This is a genomic window from Sphingobium sp. FG125 (genome assembly GCF_057809795.1).
On sequence record NZ_JBMDKQ010000019.1, the window covers coordinates 1 to 22,515 of the forward strand.

At 64.0% G+C, this 22,515-nt stretch carries 23 protein-coding genes; 9 read left to right on the forward strand and 14 right to left on the reverse strand.

What is annotated here, in order from left to right; genetic code table 11:
- Positions 1-139 precede the first annotated feature (139 nt).
- On the forward strand, positions 140-604 hold the full coding sequence (locus ACODSR_RS16270; RefSeq protein WP_489077684.1) for a GAF domain-containing protein: 465 nt from the start codon (positions 140-142) through the stop codon (positions 602-604).
- Between the two features lie 9 nt (positions 605-613).
- On the opposite strand, the gene ACODSR_RS16275 is transcribed toward ACODSR_RS16270, so the two are convergent.
- The gene (locus ACODSR_RS16275; RefSeq protein WP_489077685.1) at positions 614-2,890 is read right to left on the reverse strand and encodes an ATP-dependent helicase; all 2,277 of its coding nucleotides are present in this window, start codon (positions 2,888-2,890) and stop codon (positions 614-616) included.
- A gap of 103 nt (positions 2,891-2,993) precedes the next feature.
- Between ACODSR_RS16275 and ACODSR_RS16280 the strand changes: the two genes are divergently transcribed.
- Together ACODSR_RS16280 and ACODSR_RS16285 are read left to right on the forward strand one after the other, a co-directional pair.
- The gene (locus ACODSR_RS16280; protein WP_489077686.1) at positions 2,994-3,389 is read left to right on the forward strand and encodes a GFA family protein; all 396 of its coding nucleotides are present in this window, start codon (positions 2,994-2,996) and stop codon (positions 3,387-3,389) included.
- 212 nt (positions 3,390-3,601) lie between these two features.
- A complete protein-coding gene (locus tag ACODSR_RS16285) occupies positions 3,602-4,033 on the forward strand; it encodes a Fe-S oxidoreductase (protein WP_489077687.1) in 432 nt (143 codons plus the stop codon).
- Here the strand turns inward: ACODSR_RS16285 and ACODSR_RS16290 are convergent.
- On the reverse strand, positions 4,030-4,470 hold the full coding sequence (locus ACODSR_RS16290; RefSeq protein ID WP_489077688.1) for an Rrf2 family transcriptional regulator: 441 nt from the start codon (positions 4,468-4,470) through the stop codon (positions 4,030-4,032). The genes ACODSR_RS16285 and ACODSR_RS16290 overlap by 4 nt on opposite strands.
- A 108-nt stretch (positions 4,471-4,578) precedes the next feature.
- On the opposite strand from ACODSR_RS16290, the gene ACODSR_RS16295 reads away from it, so the two are divergent.
- The gene (locus ACODSR_RS16295; RefSeq protein ID WP_489077689.1) at positions 4,579-5,022 is read left to right on the forward strand and encodes a globin domain-containing protein; all 444 of its coding nucleotides are present in this window, start codon (positions 4,579-4,581) and stop codon (positions 5,020-5,022) included.
- On the opposite strand, the gene rsmD is transcribed toward ACODSR_RS16295, so the two are convergent.
- Positions 5,007-5,558, reverse strand: coding sequence for a 16S rRNA (guanine(966)-N(2))-methyltransferase RsmD (gene rsmD / locus ACODSR_RS16300; protein WP_489077690.1), 552 nt, complete (start codon positions 5,556-5,558; stop codon positions 5,007-5,009). The genes ACODSR_RS16295 and rsmD overlap by 16 nt on opposite strands.
- Positions 5,555-6,544 carry a pseudouridine synthase gene (locus ACODSR_RS16305; RefSeq protein ID WP_489077691.1) on the reverse strand — a complete coding sequence of 330 codons (990 nt, stop codon included), beginning with the start codon at positions 6,542-6,544 and terminating at the stop codon, positions 5,555-5,557. Before ACODSR_RS16305 ends, rsmD begins: the two co-directional genes overlap by 4 nt.
- Positions 6,545-6,719: 175 nt before the next feature.
- Between ACODSR_RS16305 and ACODSR_RS16310 the strand changes: the two genes are divergently transcribed.
- Both ACODSR_RS16310 and ACODSR_RS16315 read left to right on the forward strand, forming a co-directional pair.
- Positions 6,720-7,178 (forward strand): response regulator, encoded by a 459-nt coding sequence (locus ACODSR_RS16310; RefSeq protein ID WP_489077692.1) that lies wholly within the window; start codon positions 6,720-6,722, stop codon positions 7,176-7,178.
- Positions 7,179-7,254: 76 nt separating this feature from the next.
- A complete protein-coding gene (locus ACODSR_RS16315; RefSeq protein WP_489077693.1) occupies positions 7,255-8,580 on the forward strand; it encodes an AmpG family muropeptide MFS transporter in 1,326 nt (441 codons plus the stop codon).
- Here the strand turns inward: ACODSR_RS16315 and ACODSR_RS16320 are convergent.
- The 8 genes from ACODSR_RS16320 to ACODSR_RS16355 all read right to left on the reverse strand — a co-directional run bounded on the left by ACODSR_RS16320 (position 8,565) and on the right by ACODSR_RS16355 (position 15,442).
- Positions 8,565-9,008 carry a DUF6628 family protein gene (locus ACODSR_RS16320; protein ID WP_489077694.1) on the reverse strand — a complete coding sequence of 148 codons (444 nt, stop codon included), beginning with the start codon at positions 9,006-9,008 and terminating at the stop codon, positions 8,565-8,567. The genes ACODSR_RS16315 and ACODSR_RS16320 overlap by 16 nt on opposite strands.
- Positions 9,009-9,076: 68 nt before the next feature.
- The gene (locus tag ACODSR_RS16325) at positions 9,077-10,399 is read right to left on the reverse strand and encodes a bifunctional folylpolyglutamate synthase/dihydrofolate synthase (RefSeq protein WP_489077695.1); all 1,323 of its coding nucleotides are present in this window, start codon (positions 10,397-10,399) and stop codon (positions 9,077-9,079) included.
- A 27-nt stretch (positions 10,400-10,426) separates the two neighbouring features.
- Complete coding sequence (gene accD, locus ACODSR_RS16330; protein WP_489077696.1) at positions 10,427-11,278, reverse strand: acetyl-CoA carboxylase, carboxyltransferase subunit beta; 852 nt, start codon at positions 11,276-11,278, stop codon at positions 10,427-10,429.
- Positions 11,275-12,093 (reverse strand): tryptophan synthase subunit alpha, encoded by an 819-nt coding sequence (trpA, locus tag ACODSR_RS16335; RefSeq protein WP_489077697.1) that lies wholly within the window; start codon positions 12,091-12,093, stop codon positions 11,275-11,277. Before trpA ends, accD begins: the two co-directional genes overlap by 4 nt.
- Positions 12,090-12,470 (reverse strand): endonuclease domain-containing protein, encoded by a 381-nt coding sequence (locus ACODSR_RS16340; RefSeq protein WP_489077698.1) that lies wholly within the window; start codon positions 12,468-12,470, stop codon positions 12,090-12,092. Before ACODSR_RS16340 ends, trpA begins: the two co-directional genes overlap by 4 nt.
- 60 nt (positions 12,471-12,530) lie before the next feature.
- Positions 12,531-13,772, reverse strand: a complete 1,242-nt coding sequence (gene trpB / locus ACODSR_RS16345; RefSeq protein WP_489077699.1) for a tryptophan synthase subunit beta — start codon at positions 13,770-13,772, stop codon at positions 12,531-12,533.
- A gap of 99 nt (positions 13,773-13,871) precedes the next feature.
- A complete protein-coding gene (locus tag ACODSR_RS16350) occupies positions 13,872-14,516 on the reverse strand; it encodes a phosphoribosylanthranilate isomerase (RefSeq protein ID WP_489077700.1) in 645 nt (214 codons plus the stop codon).
- 32 nt (positions 14,517-14,548) lie between these two features.
- Complete coding sequence (locus ACODSR_RS16355; RefSeq protein ID WP_489077701.1) at positions 14,549-15,442, reverse strand: lysophospholipid acyltransferase family protein; 894 nt, start codon at positions 15,440-15,442, stop codon at positions 14,549-14,551.
- Between the two features lie 53 nt (positions 15,443-15,495).
- Between ACODSR_RS16355 and ACODSR_RS16360 the strand changes: the two genes are divergently transcribed.
- Positions 15,496-16,629 (forward strand): glycosyltransferase family protein, encoded by a 1,134-nt coding sequence (locus ACODSR_RS16360; RefSeq protein ID WP_489077702.1) that lies wholly within the window; start codon positions 15,496-15,498, stop codon positions 16,627-16,629.
- Here the strand turns inward: ACODSR_RS16360 and ACODSR_RS16365 are convergent.
- Positions 16,608-16,955 carry a DUF952 domain-containing protein gene (locus ACODSR_RS16365; RefSeq protein ID WP_489077703.1) on the reverse strand — a complete coding sequence of 116 codons (348 nt, stop codon included), beginning with the start codon at positions 16,953-16,955 and terminating at the stop codon, positions 16,608-16,610. The two genes, ACODSR_RS16360 and ACODSR_RS16365, sit on opposite strands and share 22 nt — an antisense overlap.
- On the reverse strand, positions 16,952-19,627 hold the full coding sequence (gyrA, locus tag ACODSR_RS16370; RefSeq protein WP_489077704.1) for a DNA gyrase subunit A: 2,676 nt from the start codon (positions 19,625-19,627) through the stop codon (positions 16,952-16,954). The genes ACODSR_RS16365 and gyrA overlap by 4 nt, the downstream gene beginning before the upstream one ends.
- A gap of 283 nt (positions 19,628-19,910) precedes the next feature.
- Here gyrA and ACODSR_RS16375 point away from each other — a divergent pair, with 283 nt between their 5' ends.
- Together ACODSR_RS16375 and ACODSR_RS16380 are read left to right on the forward strand one after the other, a co-directional pair.
- The gene (locus tag ACODSR_RS16375; RefSeq protein WP_489077705.1) at positions 19,911-21,185 is read left to right on the forward strand and encodes a hypothetical protein; all 1,275 of its coding nucleotides are present in this window, start codon (positions 19,911-19,913) and stop codon (positions 21,183-21,185) included.
- 83 nt (positions 21,186-21,268) lie between these two features.
- Positions 21,269-22,510 carry a tetratricopeptide repeat protein gene (locus ACODSR_RS16380; RefSeq protein ID WP_489077706.1) on the forward strand — a complete coding sequence of 414 codons (1,242 nt, stop codon included), beginning with the start codon at positions 21,269-21,271 and terminating at the stop codon, positions 22,508-22,510.
- Positions 22,511-22,515 lie beyond the last annotated feature (5 nt).

A 22,515-nucleotide genomic window follows, 5' to 3' on the forward strand; every position in this document is an offset into this window, starting at 1 on the left:
GAGCGCCTGCATGGCATGCAGGAGGTCAGCGGTTCGATCCCGCTAGGCTCCACCAAATTCTTGCGCAATATTCCGCATAATCCTACATATCTGCCGGATGTTGCGCCGCGATCAGCGTCGCGTCATCGGGGGTGCATCTATGCGGGACGATTTGGCGGCATCAGTCGCAGCACAGGGCGATGACGACAAGATCCGGGCGATCCTGGAGGAAGTCTGCCAAAACACCGGCATGGGCTTCGCAGCTGTCGCCAGGGTGACCGAAGATCGCTGGATCGCCTGCCAGATCATCGACCGGATCGAGTTCGGCCTTGATCCCGGCGGCGAACTGGAAATCAAAAAGACGCTGTGCGACGATATCCGCCGCTGCGGCGAGGGTATCTATATCGATCATGTCGCGATGGACCAGGACTGGCGCACCCACCATGTCCCTATCTTCTACGGCTTTCAAAGCTATGCCTCGCTGCCTGTGATCCTGCCGGACGGCAGTTTTTACGGCACGCTCTGCGCCATCGATCCCAGTCCCCGGTCGGTCAGCGGGCCAGCCATAGTGGCTGCGATGCAGGATTATGCGCGGTCGATCGCCGAGATATTGGCAGCAAAATAACGCAGCCCGTCACGCCACCGACACAAAACTGTCCATCACCCGCTTGCGCCCGGCCGTCTCGAAATCAATCTCCAGCTTGTTGCCTTCAATCTCCGCGACGGTGCCGTAGCCGAATTTCTGATGGAACACGCGCAGCCCTAATTCCATGTCGCTGCGCCCCTTATTGCCGATCGACACCGCCGACGCGCGCGCCTCGACGATCCGCACCGGCTCACGGCTGAACTGGCCCGACGATTGCGCCCGCTGCCATCCCGGCCCGCGCCCTTCGCCGCGCCCGACATGGGCGAACGGATCGTCCCGCTCCGACCAGTTGGCCCGCCATAGCGACGCACCGCCGCTCATGCTGCTTTCCGCGTCGACATGCTCCGGCGGCAATTCACCGACAAAGCGCGAAGGGATGCTGCTGGTCCACTGGCCATAGATGCGCCGATTCGCCGCGTGCAAAATCGTACAACGCTTGCGCGCCCGCGTGATCGCGACATAGGCCAGCCGCCGTTCCTCCTCCAGACTGTTGAGGCCGCCTTCGTCCAGCGCCCGCTGCGACGGGAACACCCCTTCCTCCCAGCCGACCAGAAAGGTCGAATCAAATTCCAGCCCCTTGGCGGCATGGATCGTCATGATCGTGACCTTGCGCTCTTCCTGCTGCGCCTCATTGTCCATGACGAGGGAGACATGCTCCAGAAACGCGCCCAGCGTCTCATATTCCTCCATTGCGCGGGCCAGTTCGGTCAGATTCTCCAGCCGCCCCGCGCTCTCGGTGCTGCGTTCGGCCTGCAACATCGCGGTATAGCCGCTCTCGTCCAATATCAGCCGCGCCAGTTCGGCATGGGGCAGGGTGGTCGCCCGGTCGCGCCAGCGCGCCAGATCGCCCACAAATGCGCCCAATGATCGCCGCGCCTGTGGCGTCAACTCATCCGTGTCGAGAATCCGCGCCGCCGCATGGACCAGCGGTATCCCCTCCGCCCGCGCCAGCCGATGCAGTTTCTCCACCGCCTTGTCGCCCAGCCCGCGTTTGGGCACATTGACGATCCGCTCGAACGCCAGATCGTCGGCGGGCTGGTTGACCAGCCGCAAATAGGCCAGCGCATCGCGGATTTCCGCCCGCTCATAGAAACGAAAACCGCCCACGATGCGGTAGGGCATCCCGATCTGGATGAAGCGGTCCTCAAATTCGCGGGTCTGGTGCTGCGCCCGCACCAGTATCGCCACCTCGTCCAGCGACCCGCCGTCGCGCTGGATCGCCTCAATCTCCTCGCCGACTCGCCGCGCTTCCTCCGGCCCGTCCCATATGCCGATGACGCGCACCTTTTCGCCCACGTCGATGTCGGTCCACAAAGTCTTGCCCAGCCGATTGCCATTCTCGGCAATCACGCCCGACGCCGCGCCCAAAATATGCGGGGTGGACCGGTAATTCTGTTCCAGCCTGATGATCTTCGCGCCCGGAAAATCCTTCTCGAACCGCAGGATATTGGCGACTTCCGCCCCGCGCCATGAATAGATGGACTGGTCGTCATCGCCCACGCAGCACAGATTCTTGCGCGTCTGCGCCAACAGCCGCAGCCACAGATATTGGCTGCTATTGGTGTCCTGATATTCGTCCACCATGATATATTTGAACCGCTGCTGATAGCTTTCCAGCACGTCGCGATGGCTTTTCAATATCGTCAGAACATGCAGCAGCAAGTCTCCGAAATCACAGGCATTTACCTGACGGAGCCGCGCCTGATAGGCGGCGTAGAGCTTCTGCCCCTTGCCATTGGCATAGCCTTCGCTCTCACCCGCGCTGATGTCCTGCGGGGTCCAGCCCTTATTCTTCCACTGGTCGATCAGCCCGCCCAATTGCTTGGCAGGCCAGCGCTTGTCGTCAATTCCCTCGGCCTGGATCAACTGTTTCATCAACCGCAGCTGATCGTCCGTATCCAATATCGTGAAATTGGATTGCAGCCCGACCAGTTCGGCATGACGCCGCAGCATCTTGGCCGCAATCGCATGGAACGTCCCCAGCCACGGCATCCCCTCGACTGCCGGGCCGATCATCCTTCCCACCCGCTCGCGCATTTCCCGCGCGGCCTTGTTGGTGAAGGTGACGGAGAGGATTTCGGACGGCCAGGCCCGCTGCGTCGCGACCAGATGCGCCAGCCGCGCGGTCAGTGCCGCCGTCTTGCCCGTACCTGCGCCCGCCAGCACCAGCACCGGCCCCTCGGTCGTCAGCACGGCCTCCCGCTGCGGCGGGTTCAGCCCCTTGATATAGTCGGGATCGGTGGGAGACGGCGCGGGAAAGGTCATCGGCCTCAACTAGGCATGGGCAGGGGCGGGGGCAAGGCATCAGCCTTGCAGCGACGCGCCTTCTATGAGAACAAAAGGCGAATCATGCAAGGGAGGACGAATCATGGCGACGGGTAAATGCCAATGCGGGGCGATCCGCTATGAAGTCAGCGGCGATCCAGCGCACAGCACGATCTGCCACTGCGCCGATTGCCGCGCCAGTTCGGGCGCACCGATGGTCGGCTGGGCCTTGTTTCAACAGGACGCGGTCAAGATAGACGGCACGCCGGTCGCCTATCAATCGTCGGAAAACGCGAATCGTCACTTCTGCGGCACCTGCGGCACCGGGCTATTCTACACCAATCCCGCCATTTTCCCTGGCGGCATCGACATTCAGACGGCAACGCTGGACGATCAGTCTGCCTTCCCGCCTCAGGCCCATATCCAACTGGCCGACGCCCCGCCATGGGCCGCGACCGCCAACGACCTGCCAAAGTTTGATCGATACCCCGACGAATAAGGGCAAAATCCAATCTCCTCCATTGGGACGGGTAGCTGGCCGCAGGCCAGACGGCGGGGTGTCGTCTTCTCGATAACACCACGCCCCTTCCTTTCATGGTGCATCCGCCACGGTTCATCGCCGCTGCCGGAACGGACACGTCACGACTCCGGTTCTTCGCTCACCGCTCCCGCAAAACGGGGCCGTGAGAAAAGAAGGAAAGGAGATTCCCGATGAAATCCATCATGCTGGCCAGCGCCGCGATGCTCAGTTTCACCACCATGGCAGGCGTCGCCCTCGCGCAGGATACCCCGGCACCCATGAGCCAGCCGCCCGCCGGTGACATGGCACCGCCCGCTGATCCCGCCGCGCCGCCTCCGCCTGCTGATCCAGCCATGGCCCCGTCTGCTGAACCGGCACCGGTTGCTGACCCCAATGCAGCCCTGCCCACCGGCGCCGTCCCCGCCGATCCCGGCATGGTGCCCGCTCCCGCAGGCGTCCCCAATGATCCCGCTGCCCCTGTCGGATCATCCTCTAACCCCGTCACCGTCGGCGGCAACATGACCCCGCCACCTGCCGAGGCAAAGGATTATCCGGTCTGCTCGAAAACCGTGCAGGACAGCTGCATCAATCCAAGCGAGGCGCGCAAGGCGCGTCGTCGCTAACCACCGGCTCCGGGGCCGGGCAGGGCAGCGATAATCGCCGCCAGCCCGGCCCGGTCGCGGGTCGCGTCGCTCAGACTGTGCCGGTCCAGCACCGCCAGAAATGCCGCCGTCGCCTGCGCCAATATGCCGGTCAGGCCGCAGGACGGGCGGATCGCGCAGGCCGCGCAATCGGCCATCCTCATGTCCGGCTCGCTATGCCGGATCACCGCGCCGATGCTGATCTCCTCCGGCGCACGCTCCAGCGCAAAGCCGCCGCCGCGCCCGCGCTGGGTTGCGATAAACCCGCCCTGCGCCAGGCTATGCACCACCTTCATCAGATGATTGCGCGACAGCCCATAAGCCTTGGCAATCTGCGGGATTGTCGCGCGCCCCTCCGGCGCTGCTGCCAGATGGATCAGCACGCGCAGCGCATAGTCGGTGTGGCGGGTCAGTTGCATGGGCTTGTCCGTTAACGGCGCTACAGGCAGCGGAAAACATCTATCCTGTTTACATCTTCAAAGATGCAAATTAAATACTCCTTATCGAGTCCATCGAAAGGCGTACATATGTCCAGCTCACTGTCGGCTTCCACCATCGCGATCGTCAAATCGACTGGTCCAGCCTTGCGCCAGCACGGCGTTGCCATCACCACCGCCATGTATGCCAGACTGTTTCAGGACGCCGAAGTGAAGGCGATGTTTGATCAGGCTGCCCAGGCAAGCGGCGAACAGCCCAGGCGCCTCGCTGCCGCGATTCTGGGCTATGCCGAAAATATCGACAAGCTCGGCGCTCTCGATGGCGCGGTTGCCCGCATGGTCGCGCGCCATGTCGAAACCGGGGTAAAGCCAGACCATTATCCCAAGGTCGCCGCCGCTCTGCTCCCCGCCATCCGGGAGGTATTGGGCGAAGATGTCGCGACCGACGCGGTGCTGGACGCCTGGGCGGAGGCTTACACCTTCCTCGCCAACATCCTGATCGCGAAGGAGACGGCGGCCTACGAAGCCGCCTGATCCACCGCCCGCAGCAAGGTGATCCGCGCCTTGCCAGCGTCGCGCACGGCGTCGATCGCAAAGCCCTTCACCTCGACATCCTCACGCCGGTCGGTCTCAATGCTGATCCAGGTCGCAGGCCCGGTCCAGCCCAGCCGTCCCAGCTTGTCGAGCGCGACCTGTCCGGCCCCCGTGCCATAGGGCGGGTCCATGAAAATGAGGTCCAATGGCTTGGGCGCGGACCCCAGCGACAATACGCTCGACGCCCGGATGTCGGGCTTGATGCCTAGCCGTTCGCCATTGGCGCGGATCGAATCGATCGCCGGCTTGTCCTGCTCGACGAACAGGCAGGTGGCGGCACCACGCGACAGCGCCTCAAACCCCAACGCCCCGGACCCGGCAAAGAAGTCGCCCACGGCCAGCCCCTCGAATGATCCGATCCGGCTGACCAGCATCGAAAACAGCGTCTCGCGGGTCCGGTCGGCGGTGGGCCGGGTTGCGTCGCCCTTGGGCGCGGTCAGCGGACGACCACGCCATTGCCCGGATATGATCCTCATTTGCTGTCCTTCAGGCTGGCCTTGAACTGGACCAAGTCATGCTGGCGGATTTCCTCGACCGCGCCGGGCGGCAAATCGCCCAGCAGGAACGGGCCATAGCTGGTGCGGATCAGCCGGTTGACCTGCAACCCCAGATGCTCCAGCACCCGCCGCACTTCGCGGTTCTTGCCTTCGGTCAGGGTCATTTCGATCCACTGGTTGCGCCCTGTGCGCCGCTCCAGATTGGCCTCGATCGGGCCATAGCGGACGCCCTCAATCTCGATCCCGTCGAACAGATCCTCCAGCTGCTGCTGGCTGACTTCGCCAAAGGCGCGCGCCCGGTAAGTGCGCGGCACCCCGGATGAGGGCAACTCCATCTGCCGCTTGAACCCGCCATCGGTGGTCAGCAGCAACAGCCCTTCGGTCGTCATGTCCAGTCGCCCGATCGGCATGACACGCGGCAGGTCGGCGGGCAGCTTGTCATAGATGGTCGGCCGCCCGGCGGGGTCGCGCTCGGTCGTCAGGAACCCGCTTGGCTTGTGGAACAGGAACAGCCGGGCAGGCGGCGGCGCGGCAATCGCCACGCCATCCACCGCCACGCCATAAAGCGACGCCAGCAAGGTCGCGGGCGTCTCGACCGCCACGCCATTCAGCGTCACGCGCCCTTCCTCGATCATCCGCTCGACCTCGCGCCGCGAAGCGACACCGGCCCGCGCCAGCAGCTTGGCGATGCGCTGCGGCTCGCCCTTGCCATCGCTGGTCGCGGCGGCGCGGGCGGGATGCGGGTTGGCGGGCGTCTTGGCCCCGGCACCCGGCTTCTTGAAACCGGGCTTGCGGCCCCATGGCTTGGCGCTGGCGGCGGGATCGGCTTTGCCCTCACCCGGCTTGCCAAAGCGCGGCTTGCCATCCGATGTCCGACCCGGCCCGCCCGCACCGGGGCCAGTGGGGCGTTTGGGGCCGCCGGGGCCAGCCCTGCGGGGCGGTCCAGATTTTTTCGGCGGTTCCAAGGGCGGATTCCTTTTCGTGGGCACTGGCCCTTCCCATATGACAGGGAAGCCAGCAACAGGCTGAACGGTGCCGTCCCGGCGCTTGGGCGAGGGCGTCTTGTCCTTCGCTCGGCAACCCGGCGCGGGGGCGCGGCGTTTGATCGCTGGGCATGGCGGAAACAGGGCGGATCGGCAAATGTTTTTCGGGTTGGTGAAGGGCGAAAGCGCGGCGGCAGGACGGCGCAAGGCGATCCGCACCGTGCTGGTGGTGGAGGATGAACCCCTCGTCGCCTTCGACAATGAACATGCGCTCGAACAGGCCGGATACCGCATCGCCGCGACCGTGGACGATTACAGCCACGCTATCGCTGTCATCGACGGCGGCGGGGTCGATCTGGTGATCGCCGACGTCAGCCTGAAGGGCGACCGCAGCGGCATCGACGTCGCCCGCCATGCCGCGACCAAAGACCTGCCGGTCCTCTTCGTCACCGGCGCTTGCCCGCTCGACGCCCGCGCGCTGGCATTGGGCTGCCTCGCCAAACCCTATGCCCCGCGTGATCTGGTCGCGGCGATTGGCGTGATCGACGCCCTTCTGCGCGGCGCCCGCCGCCCGCGACTGCCCGTTGGCCTCACCCTGTTCGACACGCCCGATTGATCCCACAAGGCTTGCCAGCACCGCGTCAGGCCATATGGTGGCGCGCAACAGACGCCTTCGGGGGACGCGCACCATCATGACCGACGCCACAACCGGCACGAACAGCTGGCTTAATGCGGTAAAGCCCTATGCCCAGAAAGCCCCGCTGGCAGCGTTTTTCCTGGGCGTGTCGTCGGGCTTCCCCTTCGCGATGATCGGCGCAACCCTGACCACCCGCCTCGCGCAGGACGGCATCGACAAAAAGGCGGTCACCGCCTTCACCCTCGCATTCCTGGTCTATAATCTCAAATGGCTCTGGGCCTGGGTGGTCGATGGCGTCCGCTTGCCCGTGATCGGTGGACTGGGCCAACGTGTCTCCTGGCTGATCCTGGCAGGCGTGCTGGTGATGGCGGCGGTCGCCAATCTGGCGCTGGTCGATCCGACGAGTAGCCTGATCCAGACCGCCTATGCTGCCATATTGGTGGGCGTTGCGGGCGCGACCTTCGACATCGTGATCGACGCCTATCGCATCGAATTGCTCAAGCCCGAACAATTGGGCGTCGGGTCGGGCATGTCCCAATATGGCTGGCGCATCGGATCGGTCGCGGCGGGCGCGCTGGCGCTGGTGCTGGCGGCGCGGATCGGCTGGGAAGGCGCCTATCTTGCCTGCGCCATCTTCGCCTTGCCAGCCATGTTGACCGGCCTGCTTCTGGGCGAACCTGAACGTCATCGCGATCCGCTGGCACGACGCGGCATGAGCGAAGTCTGGCAGTCGATCGCGGGGCCTTTGGTGGAATTTTTCCAGCGCAAGGGCGCTCTGCTCGTGCTGCTCTTCATCCTGCTGCACAAGATCGGCGACACGCTGGCGAACCTCACCTTCCGCCTGCTGTTCGATGACATGGGCTATAGCAATGACGAGATCGCCATTTATGACATCGGCATCGGTTTCTGGGCCTATCTGATCGGCATTTTTGTTGGCGGTATTCTCTACGCCCGGATTGGCATGAAGCGATCGGTGCTGCTCAGCCTGATCCTGATGGGCGTATCTAACTTCGCCTTTGCGGCATTGGCGGCGCTGGGCAAGAGCAACTGGGGCATGGCCGGCGCGATCGGCTTTGAAAATTTCGCCAGCGGCATCGGCGGCGTCACTGTCGTCGCCTATTTCTCTGCCCTGTGCGACCTACGCTTCACCGCCACCCAATATGCGCTGATTTCCGCCGCCGCCAGCATCGTCGGACGCTTCCTGACCGGCACGACCGCAGGCGGGCTGATCGAACAATTCGGCTATGTCGATTTCTACCTGCTCACCACGGCGGCGGCGGTGCCGGGCATCATCCTGTTTTGGCTGATGATGCGCGCCGGCCTGATCGACGCCAGCGTCGGCAGCGCGGCCACCGATCCGGGCAATCACCCCTCGCCATAAAGCTCCAGCGGTCGGCCCAGATCGGCATGGGCCTGCGCCACCGCCTGCAAACAGGTCAGCGCGCCCAGCGCATGATCATTGCCCAGCAACCGGCTCACATGCTCATAGGCGCTATTGGGATCGCGCAGCGCGTCGCCGGTGGCTTGCATCATCAGTGCTTCGTCCGCCGTCATCCGCGCGCAGCAGCAGGGCGCGACCAATATCTTTCGGCTCGACGCCCGCGCCAGTTCCAGCATCATCGCCCGCATCAGCACCAGCGGCCTGCGATAGCTGCGCCCGAACGCGCCCAGCATCGCATTGGCGGCGTGGGCATCATTGACGCCCGCACTCGCCATCCGCCGCATCACGAACAGGAACAGCCGGTTGCCATAGCCCGATGGCATCGGCCGGGGCAGATCGTCGAGGGAGGAAGTCTCTCCATGTGCCATGATAGTGTGCCTTCTGCGGTGGTCTGGTTCCCGCAGGTTAGGCTATTGCGAGTCAATCGCAAGTAGAATCAGTCAGGCAGTTGATCGTTCAGCCGCAAAATTTCGCCTGCCAGATAAAGCGAACCGCCGATCAACAGCTTGGGGGCCGGTTCACCCAGTGCCGCTATGGCGCGGATCGCGGCGGTCGGTTCGCCGTGCGCAGTGCATCCGATGCCCCAGCGCGTCGCGATCGCCGCGAATCGATCGGCCCCATGATGCTCATGCCCCGGCACCGGCAGGGCGTGGATATGCGCGATCCGCCCGGCGAAAGGAGAGAGGAACGCATCGACATCCTTGTTGGCGAGCATCCCGATCACCAGCTGAAGCTTCTGCCCCTCCAGCCGGTCGCTAGTGAAGAAAGCGCTGATCGCCTCACCCGCACCGGCATTATGCCCGCCGTCGAGCCAGGCGGTGGTCGCATCGGGCAGGGGCGCGAGCAGGGGCCCATGGTCGAGCCGCTGGAGCCGCGCGGGCCAATGCGCCCACAGCGGCGCGGCCTTGAGCGCGGCTTCGGACAGCGGCACCGCGTTCTGATGCCGCAACATCGCAAAGGCCAGCGCCGCATTCTGTATCTGATGCGCGCCCGCCAGCCGGGGCAGCGGTGTGTCGAGCCGCCCCTGTTCGTCGCGATAATGGAGCCGGTCGCGATAGGCGGCGGCATCCCAGCCATCGCCCTGGCCGATCCAGCTGGTCCGCGCGTTGGCGACCGCGTCCATCATCACCGGGAACAGCGATTCGGCGTAACGTTGGGTGACCAGCGGCGCGCCCGGCTTGGCGATGCCCGCCTTCTCCGCCGCGATCGCGGCCAGCGTGTCGCCCAAAAACGCCTGATGGTCGATCCCCAACTGCGCGATGCCGCACACCACCGGATTGGCGATGACATTGGTGGCATCCAGCCGCCCGCCAAGGCCAACCTCTATGATGCAGGCGTCAGCGGGATGCTCGGCAAAGGCCAGGAAAGCAGCGGCGGTCGTGACCTCGAAGAAGCTGGCGTCAACGCCCTCGGCAATGTCCAGCACCCGCTCCAGATAGCGCGCCAGCGCATCGTCGCTGATCAACTGGCCGGCGACCCGGATACGCTCGTTAAAGCGGACCAGATGCGGCGAGGTAAAGACGTGGACGCTCTTGCCGTCGGCTTCCATCGCCGCGCGCAGGAAGGCGCAGGTCGATCCCTTGCCATTGGTCCCCGCAACATGAAAGACCGGCGGCAGCGCGCGATGCGGGTTGCCCAGCCGCTCCAGCAGCGTGGTGATCCGCTCCAGCCCTAATATGTCGGCGCCGGGGGACAGCGACCAGAGCCGGTCGAGTTGCGCCTGCACCGCAGGATGATCCGATACCGCGTGATCGGCCATGCGCCCCGTCCCCCTAAATGCGTGATGTCAGGCGGCAGCCCGCGGCGTCAGATAGTCGATCACCCGCGCCAGCGTGTCGCGCAATTCGCCGCGATGCACCACCATGTCGATCATGCCATGGTCCAGCAGATATTCGGCGCGCTGGAACCCTTCGGGCAGCTTTTCGCGGATCGTGCTTTCGATCACCCGCTGCCCGGCAAAACCGATCAGCGCATTGGGCTCGGAAATCTGGATGTCGCCCAGCATCGCATAGCTGGCCGTCACGCCGCCGGTGGTCGGATCGGTCAGCACGACGATATAGGGCAGGCCCGCCGCATGCAGCTTCTGGATCGCCACCGTCGCGCGCGGCATCTGCATCAGCGATAGGATACCCTCCTGCATCCGCGCGCCGCCTGCAGCGGTGAAGATCACATAGGGGCATTTATGGGCGATCGCGTCATTGACGCCCTGGATGAAGGCTGCGCCCACGCCCATGCCCATGGACCCGCCCATGAAGGCGAAATTCTGCACGCCCATCACCAGCGGCACATCGTCGATCGCGCCGCGCGCGTTGATCAGCGCGTCATGATCGCCGGTCGCCAGCCGCGCCGCCTTGATCCGGTCGGGATAGCGCTTGCTGTCGCGGAATTTCAGCGGATCTTCCTGCACATGCGGGGTCGGCAGCAGGATGAAACCGGCGTCCAATATATGCTCGAACCGTTCCGAAGGCCCGATGCGGCCATGATGGTCGCAACGCGGGCAGACGGACAGATTTTCTTCCCATTCCTTGATGAAGATCATCTCCGAACAGGAAGGGCATTTGTGCCAGAGCGTCTCGGCACTCTGTTCCTTCTTGGCGATGAAGGGGATGGCTTTGCGGACGCGGTTGATCCAGCTCATGCGGCGGTTTCCCGTGAATGGACGGTGAGCGCACCGCTCAGGGCGGCGACGAATTGCTGAACGAAGGGGGCGGCGGCATCGCCATGCGACCCGACCAGATCGACGATCGCGGAACCGACGACGACGCCATCGGCAATGCGCCCGATCGCGGCGGCCTGTTCGGGCGTGCGAACGCCAAAACCGACCGCGATGGGCAGATCGGTAGCGGCTTTGAGCTTCTGGACGGCCAGCTCGATATTGGCCTGCGCTGCCTGCTGCTTTCCGGTGATCCCCGCGACAGAGACATGATAGAGGAAGCCGCTGGCCCCATCGAGCACGGCGGGCAGTCGCTTTGCGTCGGTCGTAGGCGTCGCCAGCCGCACCAGATGAATCCCCGCGTTGCGCAGCGCTGGGCCAAGCTCGGCATCTTCCTCCGGCGGCACATCGACGCAGATGACGCCATCGACGCCCGACGCTTTGCACTGGTCGGCAAACCAGTCGGATCCGCGCACCAGCATGGGATTGGCATAGCCCATCAGCACCAGCGGCGTGTCGGGATGGCGGGCGCGGAAATCGGCGGCAATCGCAAAGATATGCGCCGTTTTCGTGCCGGACCCCAAACTGCGCAGATTGGCCAGTTCGATCGCGGGACCATCGGCCATCGGATCGGTAAAGGGCATCCCCAGCTCGATAATATCCGCGCCACCTTTGACCAGCGCGTCGAGAATGGCTGGGGTTGCCGCAACGGTCGGATCACCGGCGGTCACGAAGGTAATCAGCGCCGCGCGGCTCTGCGCCTTGCAGGCGGCGAAGCGGGTGGCCATCCGGTCAGTCATGCCCTCTCCCCTTTAGGGGAGAGGGTTGGGAGAGGGGCAAGGCCTGCCGTCTCCAAAATGAGCATAAGGACAGATTCCATGTTGGTCATCACATCTTGGTTCGTAAATCGCAGCACCCGATAGCCGCATTCGCGGAGAAAGGCACTGCGCCTTTCATCGTAAATTTCCTGATGCGCATGACTGTCTCCATCAATTTCGATCACCAGCATCGGATTTCTCACCGCGAAATCGACGATGAAGGGACCAATCACTTTCTGCCGTCGAAATTTCAATCCGCCCAATCGTTCAGCCCGTAGCGCGAGCCACAGTCGCTGTTCCGGTTCAGTGGGCGCTTTGCGCATGGTGCGGGCGTGCGCTGTCAGGGCAGGGTCACGCATATTCCCCCCTCCCAACCCTCCCCCCTAAAGGGGAGAGGGCTTTGGAAGAGCGGCGGTTATTCACATCTCCGCTCCCAGTGCGTCCGCCACGGTAAAGATGTCCTTGTCCCCCCGGCCAGACAGGTTGACGACGATGATCTTGTCCGCATCCATCGTCGGCGCAACCTGCTCGGCAGCGGCGATGGCGTGGGCCGATTCCAGCGCAGGAATAATCCCCTCCAGCGCCGACAGCTTCTGGAAACTGGCCAGCGCTTCATCGTCGGCGATCGGCATATATTGCACCCGGCCGATTTCGTGCAACCAGCTATGCTCAGGCCCGATGCCCGGATAATCCAGCCCCGCCGAAATGCTGTGCGCCTCGGTAATCTGGCCATCCTCATCCTGAAGCAGATAGGTGCGGTTGCCGTGCAAAATGCCCGACGCGCCGCCTGCCAGCGACGCAGCGTGCTTGCCGGTCAGCCCTTCGCCCGCTGCTTCCACGCCGATCATGGCAACGTCCGTGTCGTCCAGAAACGGGTGGAACATGCCGATAGCGTTAGAGCCACCGCCGACCGGGGCGATCAGCATGTCGGGCAGGCGACCTTCCGCCTCCATCATCTGCGTCTTGATTTCCTTGCCGATGATCGACTGGAAATCGCGGACCAGTTCGGGGTAGGGGTGCGGGCCAGCCGCCGTGCCGATGATGTAGAATGTGTCATGCACGTTCGACACCCAGTGACGCAGCGCGTCGTTCATCGAATCTTTCAGCGTCGCCGAACCGGACGTCACCGGAATGACCTCTGCGCCCAGCAGCTTCATGCGGAACACATTGGGCTTCTGCCGCTCGACATCCTTGGCACCCATGAAAATCTTGCATTCCATGCCGAACAAAGCGGCGACCGTCGCGGTCGCGACGCCATGCTGGCCCGCGCCCGTTTCCGCGATCACCTTCTTCTTGCCCATGCGGCGGGCCAGCAGCGCTTGCCCGATGCAATTATTGATCTTGTGCGCGCCGGTATGGTTCAACTCCTCGCGCTTGAGGTAAATCTTAGCGCCCTTGCCCGCTGGCGCGCCTTCGCGCAGCGCCTCGGTCAGCCGTGACGCATAATATAGCGGGTTGGGGCGACCGACATATTGCTTGAGCAGATAGTCATATTCTTCCTCAAACGCCGGATCGTCCTTCGCCGCGCGATAGACTTTTTCCAGCTCCAGGATCAGCGGCATCAATGTTTCGGCGACGTAGCGGCCACCAAACTGGCCGAAATGGCCACTGGCGTCGGGTTGGCTGCGCAGGCTGTTGGGCAAGCTAATCGTGTCGGTCATGATCGTTTCGGTCTCTTGGGTCTAAATGGGCGTTCGCTTCGGATGGGGGAAGCGATCAGCGCCATCGTGTCTCGATGCGCGCAACAGGGGCGGGCGGCGTCAACATTGCGAAACCGCTTTGCAGAAGGTGATGATCTTGTCCATATCCTTGATGCCCGGCGCGCTTTCCACGCCCGACGAAACGTCGATCAGCGGCGCGCCGGTGATGCGGACCGCCTCGGCGACATTGTCCATCGACAGGCCGCCCGACAGCCCCCATGGTCCGGGCACCGCCACCCCGCGCAGCAACGTCCAGTCGAACCGCAGCCCCATGCCGCCGGGCAATGCTGCGCTATCGGGGGTCTTGGCGTCGAACAGCAGCCGGTCCACAGCACCGGCATAGGCGCTGGCGGCGTCGATGTCCGCGCGGGTCTTGACCGAAATCGCCTTCCACACCGACAGGCCGAAACGATGGCGGATCGCGGCGGCCCGTTGCACGCTTTCCTTGCCGTGGAGTTGCAGCGCGGTCAGCGCGCCGGTCGCGACAAGTTCGTCCAGCATCTCGTCAGTCGGATCGACCACCACGCCGACCCGCTCGACATGGGCGGGGGCGATGGCGGCCAGCGCCTTGATCTGATCCGCATCGACATGGCGCGGGCTTTTGGGAAAATGGACAAAGCCGATATGGCTGGCCCCCGCGCGCACGGCAGCGCCCACCGTGTCGGCAGTCGAAAGGCCGCAAATCTTGATCGCGAGTCGGGACATGGCAGGGGCTGTAGCCGCGATGCAGCGCGAAGTCACATGACCGGAGGGGCATTGGCGGGCAGAGTTGGAGGCAAATGCCCCGGCCGGGTCAGGTCCATATCATGCAGCGCCAGCCACTGATCGGCATGATCGATGCAGGCTTGGCCTAAAAACTGGTCGAGTGTCGCCACAATGTCGGCATCGCTCGTGACGCGCGGATCGAGCGGGGGATGCCAGTGCAGGTCGAAATGCGGGCCATCGGTGCGGGCGAGATAGAAGGGCAGGAATTGAGCGCCAACCTTGCGCGCCAGCCGCAGCGCGACCGACAGATTGCCCGACGGCATCAGGGCACGGCCAAAAGTTGGAAACCAGACCTGAAACTCCCGCCGCTCATCCACCAATATATAGAGCGTCGCCCGGTCCTTCTGGGTCAGATGCTTGAACACGCCGCGTGCCGCGCCCTCGCCGCTGATCGCTTCGCCCATATAGCTTTGCCGCGCCTTCTTGAGCAGCGCGGCCTGCCCCGGATTATCTGGCGGATCGTAGATGCCCAGTCCCGGTCGGTCGGTCGATGCCTTGATATGAGCGGCCAGCAAATCCCAGTTGCCGGTATGGACGGTCAGGCTGATCATCGGTCCCGGCCCGTCCAGCACGGCCTGATACCCCGCCCGGTCGATGACGTTCACATGCCGCTCGTTCACCAGCCGGTCGATATTGGCCAGTTCGCCCAGCGTCCGCCCGATATTGAACCAGCGCCGGGTCAGCATCGCCTCCCGCTCCGCTTCCGGCAGGTCAGGGCGCAGGATCGCCAGATTGGCACGCGCGCGGGCGTCGCGCAGCTTCATGCGCGGGCGGGCGAGCGTGACCGACAGCCAGCCGCCCAGCCAGGAGGCGATGCTTGCGGGCAAAAGCCGCAGCAGGGCGAACAGAAAGGGGTTGGAGAGCATGGGGATAGCGTCATACAGAAGCAGCCGGGACGGTAAAGAGGCGCTGGCGTAACATGCTGTGGCTATGGATATTGCTTCAGGGGCTAAGCCTGCTGGGCGTCGTCAATTACTGGCGTCACCTGCCGGTCGATCGCAAGATCGAGACGCCCGACGGTGTCGTCATGCTATTGTCGGTGCGCGACGATTGGGATGGCGGGCCGCAGTTGATCGCCCGGCTGAAAGCCCAGACCGCGCGCTTTCGCCTGTTGATCGCGACATCGGGCGCGTGCGCCGCCGCCGATGCGCTGGCGGCGCGCGAAGGCAACTGGGTGCAGGTCGTTCATGCCGGGGACGCCAGCGACGAAGGCCAGAAAGTCCACAAACTGCGCGCGGCGCTGCGGGTGTTGCGACCGGACGATCGCTATGTCCTGTTCATTGACGCCGACATCGAACCGCCCACGCGCCTGGTTGGCCGACTGCTATTCCCGCTGGTCCGGGGCAAGGCGGACATCGTCACCGGCTACCGAATGCTGCTACCCGAACGCGGACCAGTGCTGGCGCTGGTCGGGGCGGTCGAGATGCAGCTGGCGACCCTGCCGCGCTTCGCCAGCGCGACCATGCCGTGGGGCGGCGCGATGGCGTTGACGCGGGAGGTGGCCGACCGGCTGGACCTTGATCGGGCGATGGCCGGGCGGTTGTCGGACGACATGGCGATCGGCCTGGCAGGCTGGCGCGCCAAATTGCGATTGCGGCCCGTGCGCGACCTGCTCGTCGCCAGCCCGTTGGAGGGGAGCGCAGCGCAGGTGCTGGGCTTCGGCGTCCGTCAATATCGACATATCATCACCAACAGCCCCGGCATGTGGGCGCTGGCGACTGTGGTGGTCGCGGTGCAGGCGGCGGCATGGGTCTGGGCGCTGGTCTGGGGTGGCTGGGCGATGATTGCGATCGGCTATGGCGCGGCATGGGGCCGGGCGCTGGCACGGCGGGCGATCCTGGCCAGCGTACTGGAACCGGACCAGGCTCGGCGCGCGCGACGGTCGCTCTGGTGGGATTGCATCGCACCCTTCGCGGTCAGCTGGGCGCATCTGATTGTACAACTCGCCGCCGCCACATCATCGCGCATCCGTTGGGGCGGATGGGATTATTGGGTCAGGCGCGGACTGGTCGTGCGGATGAAACGGGTGGATCAAAACCCCGCCGGGAATTGATGCAGGCCATCGTCGCCGATCCGCAGCACCACCTTGCCCGCAACCGCACTCAACGGCAGGTCGCCATAGAGATGCGGGAACAAGGCACCGCCGCGCGACTCTTCCCATCTGATCGCATCACCGAACGGCGCCAGATCGACCATCAGCATCACCAGCCGGTCCTGCCCGGCAAAATGCTTCGCCGCCGTCTCCGCTGCCTGGTCACGGGTCGACATATGGATATAGCCATCGGCCAGATCGACCGGCGCGCCCGCAAACACGCCGTCGGCCTTCAATTGCGCATATTGGTCCGCCGTCAATATCTTGTAGGCGAACAGGTCGCTCATGCCTCGACGGCCGCTTCGGTCTCGCCCTCGTCGCTTTCCTCGATCCGCGCGGCGCTGACGACATGCTCGTCCTTGGCCACGTCGAACAGGCGGACGCCCGCCGAATTGCGGCCGATGACGCGCAGGCTGTCGAGGCCCATGCGGATCAGCTTGGCCTGATCGGTCACCAGCATCAACTGGTCGCCATGGGTCGCGGCGAAGCTGCCGACGACAGGGCCATTGCGACCGATATTGTCGATGTTGGTGATCCCCTGACCACCGCGTCCGGTGCGGCGATAATCATAGGCCGACGACAGCTTGCCATAACCATTGGCGCAGACCGTCAGAATGAACTGCTCATGCTCGCGCATATGGGCGAACATTGCCTGATCGGCCATTTCGCCTTCCTTTTCCGGCTTCCATGGGGCGAAGCGCAAATATTCTTCGCGCTGCTCCTGATTGGCCCCCGAACGATGCAGGATGGACAGCGAGATAACCTCATCGTCGCTCTTGAGCGTCATGCCCCGCACACCGGTCGAAGTACGGCTCTGGAACTCGCGCACATCGGTCGCGGCAAAGCGGATGGCCTTGCCCTGCCGGGTGGCAAGCAGCACGTCATCTTCCTCGGTCAGCAGCGCGACACCGATCAGCCGGTCCTCGCTGCCCTCGTCAAAGCGCATCGCCAGCTTGCCGTTGGACGGCACATTGGCGAAGGCATCCATGCTGTTGCGCCGCACGGTGCCGTTCGCGGTCGCGAACATGACGTGCAGGTCCTTCCAGCTATCCTCATCTTCGGGCAGCGGCAGCACGGTACGGATGGTTTCGCCGGCCGCAAGCGGCAGCAGGTTGACCATCGGTCGCCCGCGCGTCGCCGGGCCGCCTTCGGGCAGGCGCCATACTTTCAGGCGATAGACTTTGCCCGCGGTCGAGAAGAACAGCACCGGCGTATGGGTCGATGTCACGAACAATTCCGTGATCGCATCCTCATCCTTGGTCGCCATCCCCGACCGGCCCTTGCCGCCGCGCGCCTGCGCGCGGAAGCTCTCCAGCGGGGTGCGCTTGATATAACCCTGCACCGTGACGGTGACGACCATATCCTCGCGCTCGATCAGATCCTCATCCTCGATCCCGTCGGCGGCGGCGGTGATTTCGGACAGACGAGGCGTGGCAAATTCCCGCTCGATCGCCTCAAACTCTTCGCGCATCACGGCATAGAGTTTTACCCGGTCACCCAGGATGGCGAGATATTCAGCGATCGCGTCGGCCAGTTCGGCCAGTTCCTTGCCGATTTCGTCGCGGCCCAGCGCCGTCAGGCGATGCAGGCGCAGGTCGAGGATGGCGCGGACCTGAAGGTCGGACAGCTTGTAGAAATCGCCCGACACTTCAATGTCGATCGCTTCGACCAGCCGGATATAGGGCGCGATCTCGCCGATCGGCCATTCGCGCATCAGCAGCTTTTCGCGCGCTTCGGCGGGGCTGGACGATCCGCGGATGATGCGGACCATCTCATCAAGATTGCTGACCGCAACGACCAGACCCAGCAAGATATGCGCCCGGTCGCGCGCCTTGCTCAGCTCGAACTTGGTGCGGCGGGTGATCACCTCTTCGCGGAACTTGACGAAGGCTTCGATGATGTCGCGCAGGTTCAAGAGTTCCGGGCGACCGCCGCGAATGGCCAGCATGTTGGCCGGGAAGCTTGATTGCGCGGGCGTGTTGCGCCACAATTGGTTCAGCACGACTTCCGGGGTCGCGTCGCGCTTCAAATCCATGACGATCCGCACGCCTTCGCGGCTGGATTCGTCGCGAATGTCGCTGATCCCCTCGATCCGCTTTTCCTTGGCGGCTTCGGCGATCTTTTCAACCAGGCCGTTCTTGCCGACCTGATAGGGGATGGCGGTCAGCACGATGGATTCGCGGTCGCCGCGCCCGCTCTCGATGACATGGCGCGACCGCATCATGATCGATCCGCGGCCCGTATGATAGGCGCTGCGGGCGCCCGACTGGCCCAGGATCAGCGGCGCGGTCGGGAAATCGGGACCGGGGACGATCTGGATCAGTTCGTCGATGGTGATGCCGGTATTGTCGATATAGGCCAGGCAAGCGCGGATGACTTCGCCCAGATTGTGCGGCGGGATGTTGGTCGCCATGCCGACCGCGATGCCGCCTGCGCCATTGACCAGCAGATTGGGGAAGCGCGCGGGCAGCACCTGCGGCTCGCTTTCCGAAGCGTCATAATTGGGCGTGAAATCGACGGTGTCCTTGTCGAGATCCTCCAGCAGCGCATTGGCGACCTTGGCCAGGCGCGCTTCGGTGTAGCGCATGGCGGCTGGCGGATCGGGGTCCATCGAACCGAAATTGCCCTGACCGTCGATCAGCGGCACGCGCATTGACCAGTCCTGCGTCATGCGCGCCAATGCGTCGTAGATCGAGCTGTCGCCATGGGGGTGATATTTACCCATGACTTCACCGACCAGACGCGCAGATTTGCGATAGGGGCGGTTATAGACGAAGCCCGATTCCTGGGCGGAAAAAAGAATACGGCGATGCACCGGCTTCAACCCGTCGCGCACGTCCGGCAGGGCGCGGGACACGATCACCGACATGGCATAGTCGAGATAGCTCGCCTTCATCTCGTCTACGATGCTGACGGGGCTGATGTCCGAAGGGTCGGCGAGGCTGGTCTCGTCGTTCAAGGCGATTCTCTTTTTTGGATGGAATGTGTTTCTGCGTTCGCACTAGCCGAGCGAAACAAATCTGTCACCCCTCGCGCGCTCACGCGCGCGCCCGCACGTGCAGACAAATAGGGCAGGGGGTGATGAGCGCCGCACACGGAACGAAGCGTGTGCATGACAGTTGCAAAATCCGCCGATATAGGCTTGTTCAATGGCCATTCACGCGCCGCCCCCTAATCGGCGCACAACAGCTTTACAGTCGCCCATGGCTTCCCCGGCCCGGCGCAAAAAGGAGATGAGGATCATGCGTTTTGTTACCCCGGTGGCGCTCGTGCTGGCTCTGGCAGTAAGCGGCGGCGCGATCACCGCCCCCGCCTTTGCCGCGAAGAAGGAAGAAAAGAAGGCCGGGCCGAAGCTGAATGTTTCGCCCGAAGTCATCAAGTCGCTTCAGGTCGCACAGAAAGCTGCCGAAGCGCAGGATTGGGCCGCAGCCAAGGCCGCACTGGCCGAAGCCGACAGCAAGGCGACGTCGAACGACGACAAATATCAGATCGGCGCGATCAAGCTGAACACTTCGATATCGAGCAAGGACGCTGCGCTTCAGAGCGAGGCGCTGAACCAGATGCTCGATAGCGGCCTCACCCCGCCCGACCAGGCGGGCCAGTTCAACGCGGTCGCTGCCGATCAGGCGATGGGCGCAAAAAATTATGATCTGGCGCTCAAGCGCGGTCAGGCAGCGCTGGCGGCCGGTTATAAAGCCGAAGCGGTCAATCCAACCATCGCCCAGGCCTATTTCGGCAAGGCCGGCACGGGCAATGCTTCGGTCGAACCCGCGCGCGGATTCAATGTCCAGGGTCTTGCCGCGCTCAAGGCTGCGGTTGATGCGATGAAGGCCGCAGGACAGCAGGTTCCGCCCCAATGGTATCAGATCGGCGTTGGCCGCTCCGAAGCGGCCAAGCTGCCCGAAGTGACCGAATGGGCGAAGATGGCCTATCAGGCAGAACCCAGCGGCGCGAATTTGCGGACGCTGGTGCGGCTGTTCCAGCGTGCCAATCCGACTATTACGAATCGCGAGAATCTTGACGTGCTGCGCCTCCTGTCGGCGTCGGGTGGTCTGGTTGTTGCGGGAGACTTTGTCGAATATGCGGAAATGGCGTCCAAGACCGGCATTTATGGCGAGGTCAAATCCTCGATCGACCTGGGCCGCTCGAAGGGCGTGCTGAATGCAAGCCAGGGTGGTGATCTCTATCAGACCGCGACGGCGCGTATTGCAGGCGACAAGGGATCGCTAGGCGCGGCTGAAGCGGATGCGAAGAAGGCCGCCAATGGCAAGATCGCAGCAGCAACCGCCGACGCCTATCTGGGCTATGGCGACTATGCCAAGGCGGCCGCTATGTTCGATCTGGCCAAACAGAAGGGTGGCGTTGACGCGGATGAGATCAACACCCGCATGGGCATCGCCAAGCTGATGAGCGGCGACAATGTTGCAGCCAAGGCGGCGTTTGAAGCGGTGCAGGGCGGCGCGCGCAAGCAGATTGCCGGCCTGTGGCTTGCTTATCTGGGTACCAAGGGCGCCTGACATTTTGCGCGCCGTCGCCCGACCGGCGACGGCGCGCCTTATAATATATTGATAAAGTGCGTACCGGGGAGGCTTTTGGGGCCATGCGATTTCATACATTAACCTTTGCGGGCCTGCCGATTGCCTTGGCGGGGGCGTTGCTGATGGCGACGCCAGCACTGGCCAAGAAGAAGGTCGCGGCCGGTCCCGTTATCGCCATGTCCGATGCGTTTCGCGCCAATGTGACGGCGGCACAGGCCGCGCTGCAAGCGCGTGATGTGACCACCGCCAACGCGCGTATCGCGGCGTTGGCACCCATGTCGGACTTTGAAAATTATGTCGCGGCAGGGCTTCGGTTCGAACTGGCGGCGCAGCGCCGCGACGTGCAGGCGCAGCGGATCGCCCTGACCGACCTGTTCAAGACCAGCGCCTTGCCCAAGAAGGATGCGCCACGGCTGCGCTATGTTGCGGGCTATCTGTCCTACGCCGTGGGCAATTATGACGATGCGGTGGCGCAGCTCGATTATGCCAGGACCCTTGGCTATGACGGCATTGACGCGACATTCCTGCGCGCCGACATTGCCCTGCGCCGCAACAAGCCCAAGGAAGCGCGCCCGTTCGTACAGCAGGCGCTGGCCCGTCAGCGCGCCTCCGGTCAGCCCATGCCGCTCGCCTGGTCCGACCGTGCCATTTCCATGGCCTATCAGGCCGGTGACTGGACGGAAGTTGGCCAGCTCTATCGCGAACGGCTGACCCAGGCAGGCGCGCGCGAAGATTGGCGTTCGGCGATCACCAATTATCTGTCGGCCGCAGGCATAGATTCGCAGCTCCAGCTAGACCTGTATCGCCTGCAAGCCGCCAATGGCGCGATGGCAAGCGAGCGGGACTATCAGGCCTATGCCCAACTGGCGGAGAAATCTGGCTATTTTGCCGAGGCCAAATCCATCATCGAGGCTGGCCGCAAGGCCGGTAAGCTGACCGCGACCCAGCCTGCGACCACGTCGCTGCTGAAAGCGGTCACGCCCAAGGCGACCAAGGAGATCGCGGCCTTGCCCGCGCAGGCGAAGAAGGCGGCGGGCGCTTCATCCGGCAAGGATGCGCAGGCCGTGGCCGACAGCTATTTTTCGTTGGGGCAATTTCCCCAGGCGGTCGAGCAATATCGCCTGGCACTGGCCAAGGGCGGTGTCGATGCAGGCCGGGTGAATGCGCGGCTGGGCGTGGCACTGGCGCGATCGGGCGACCTGCCCGGCGCGCAGGCGGCTTTGAGCCAGGCCAGCGGCAACTGGGCCAGCGTGGCGGGTTTCTGGTCGGTGTGGGTCGATCAACAAAGCCGCAAGGCCGCGTGATCGCG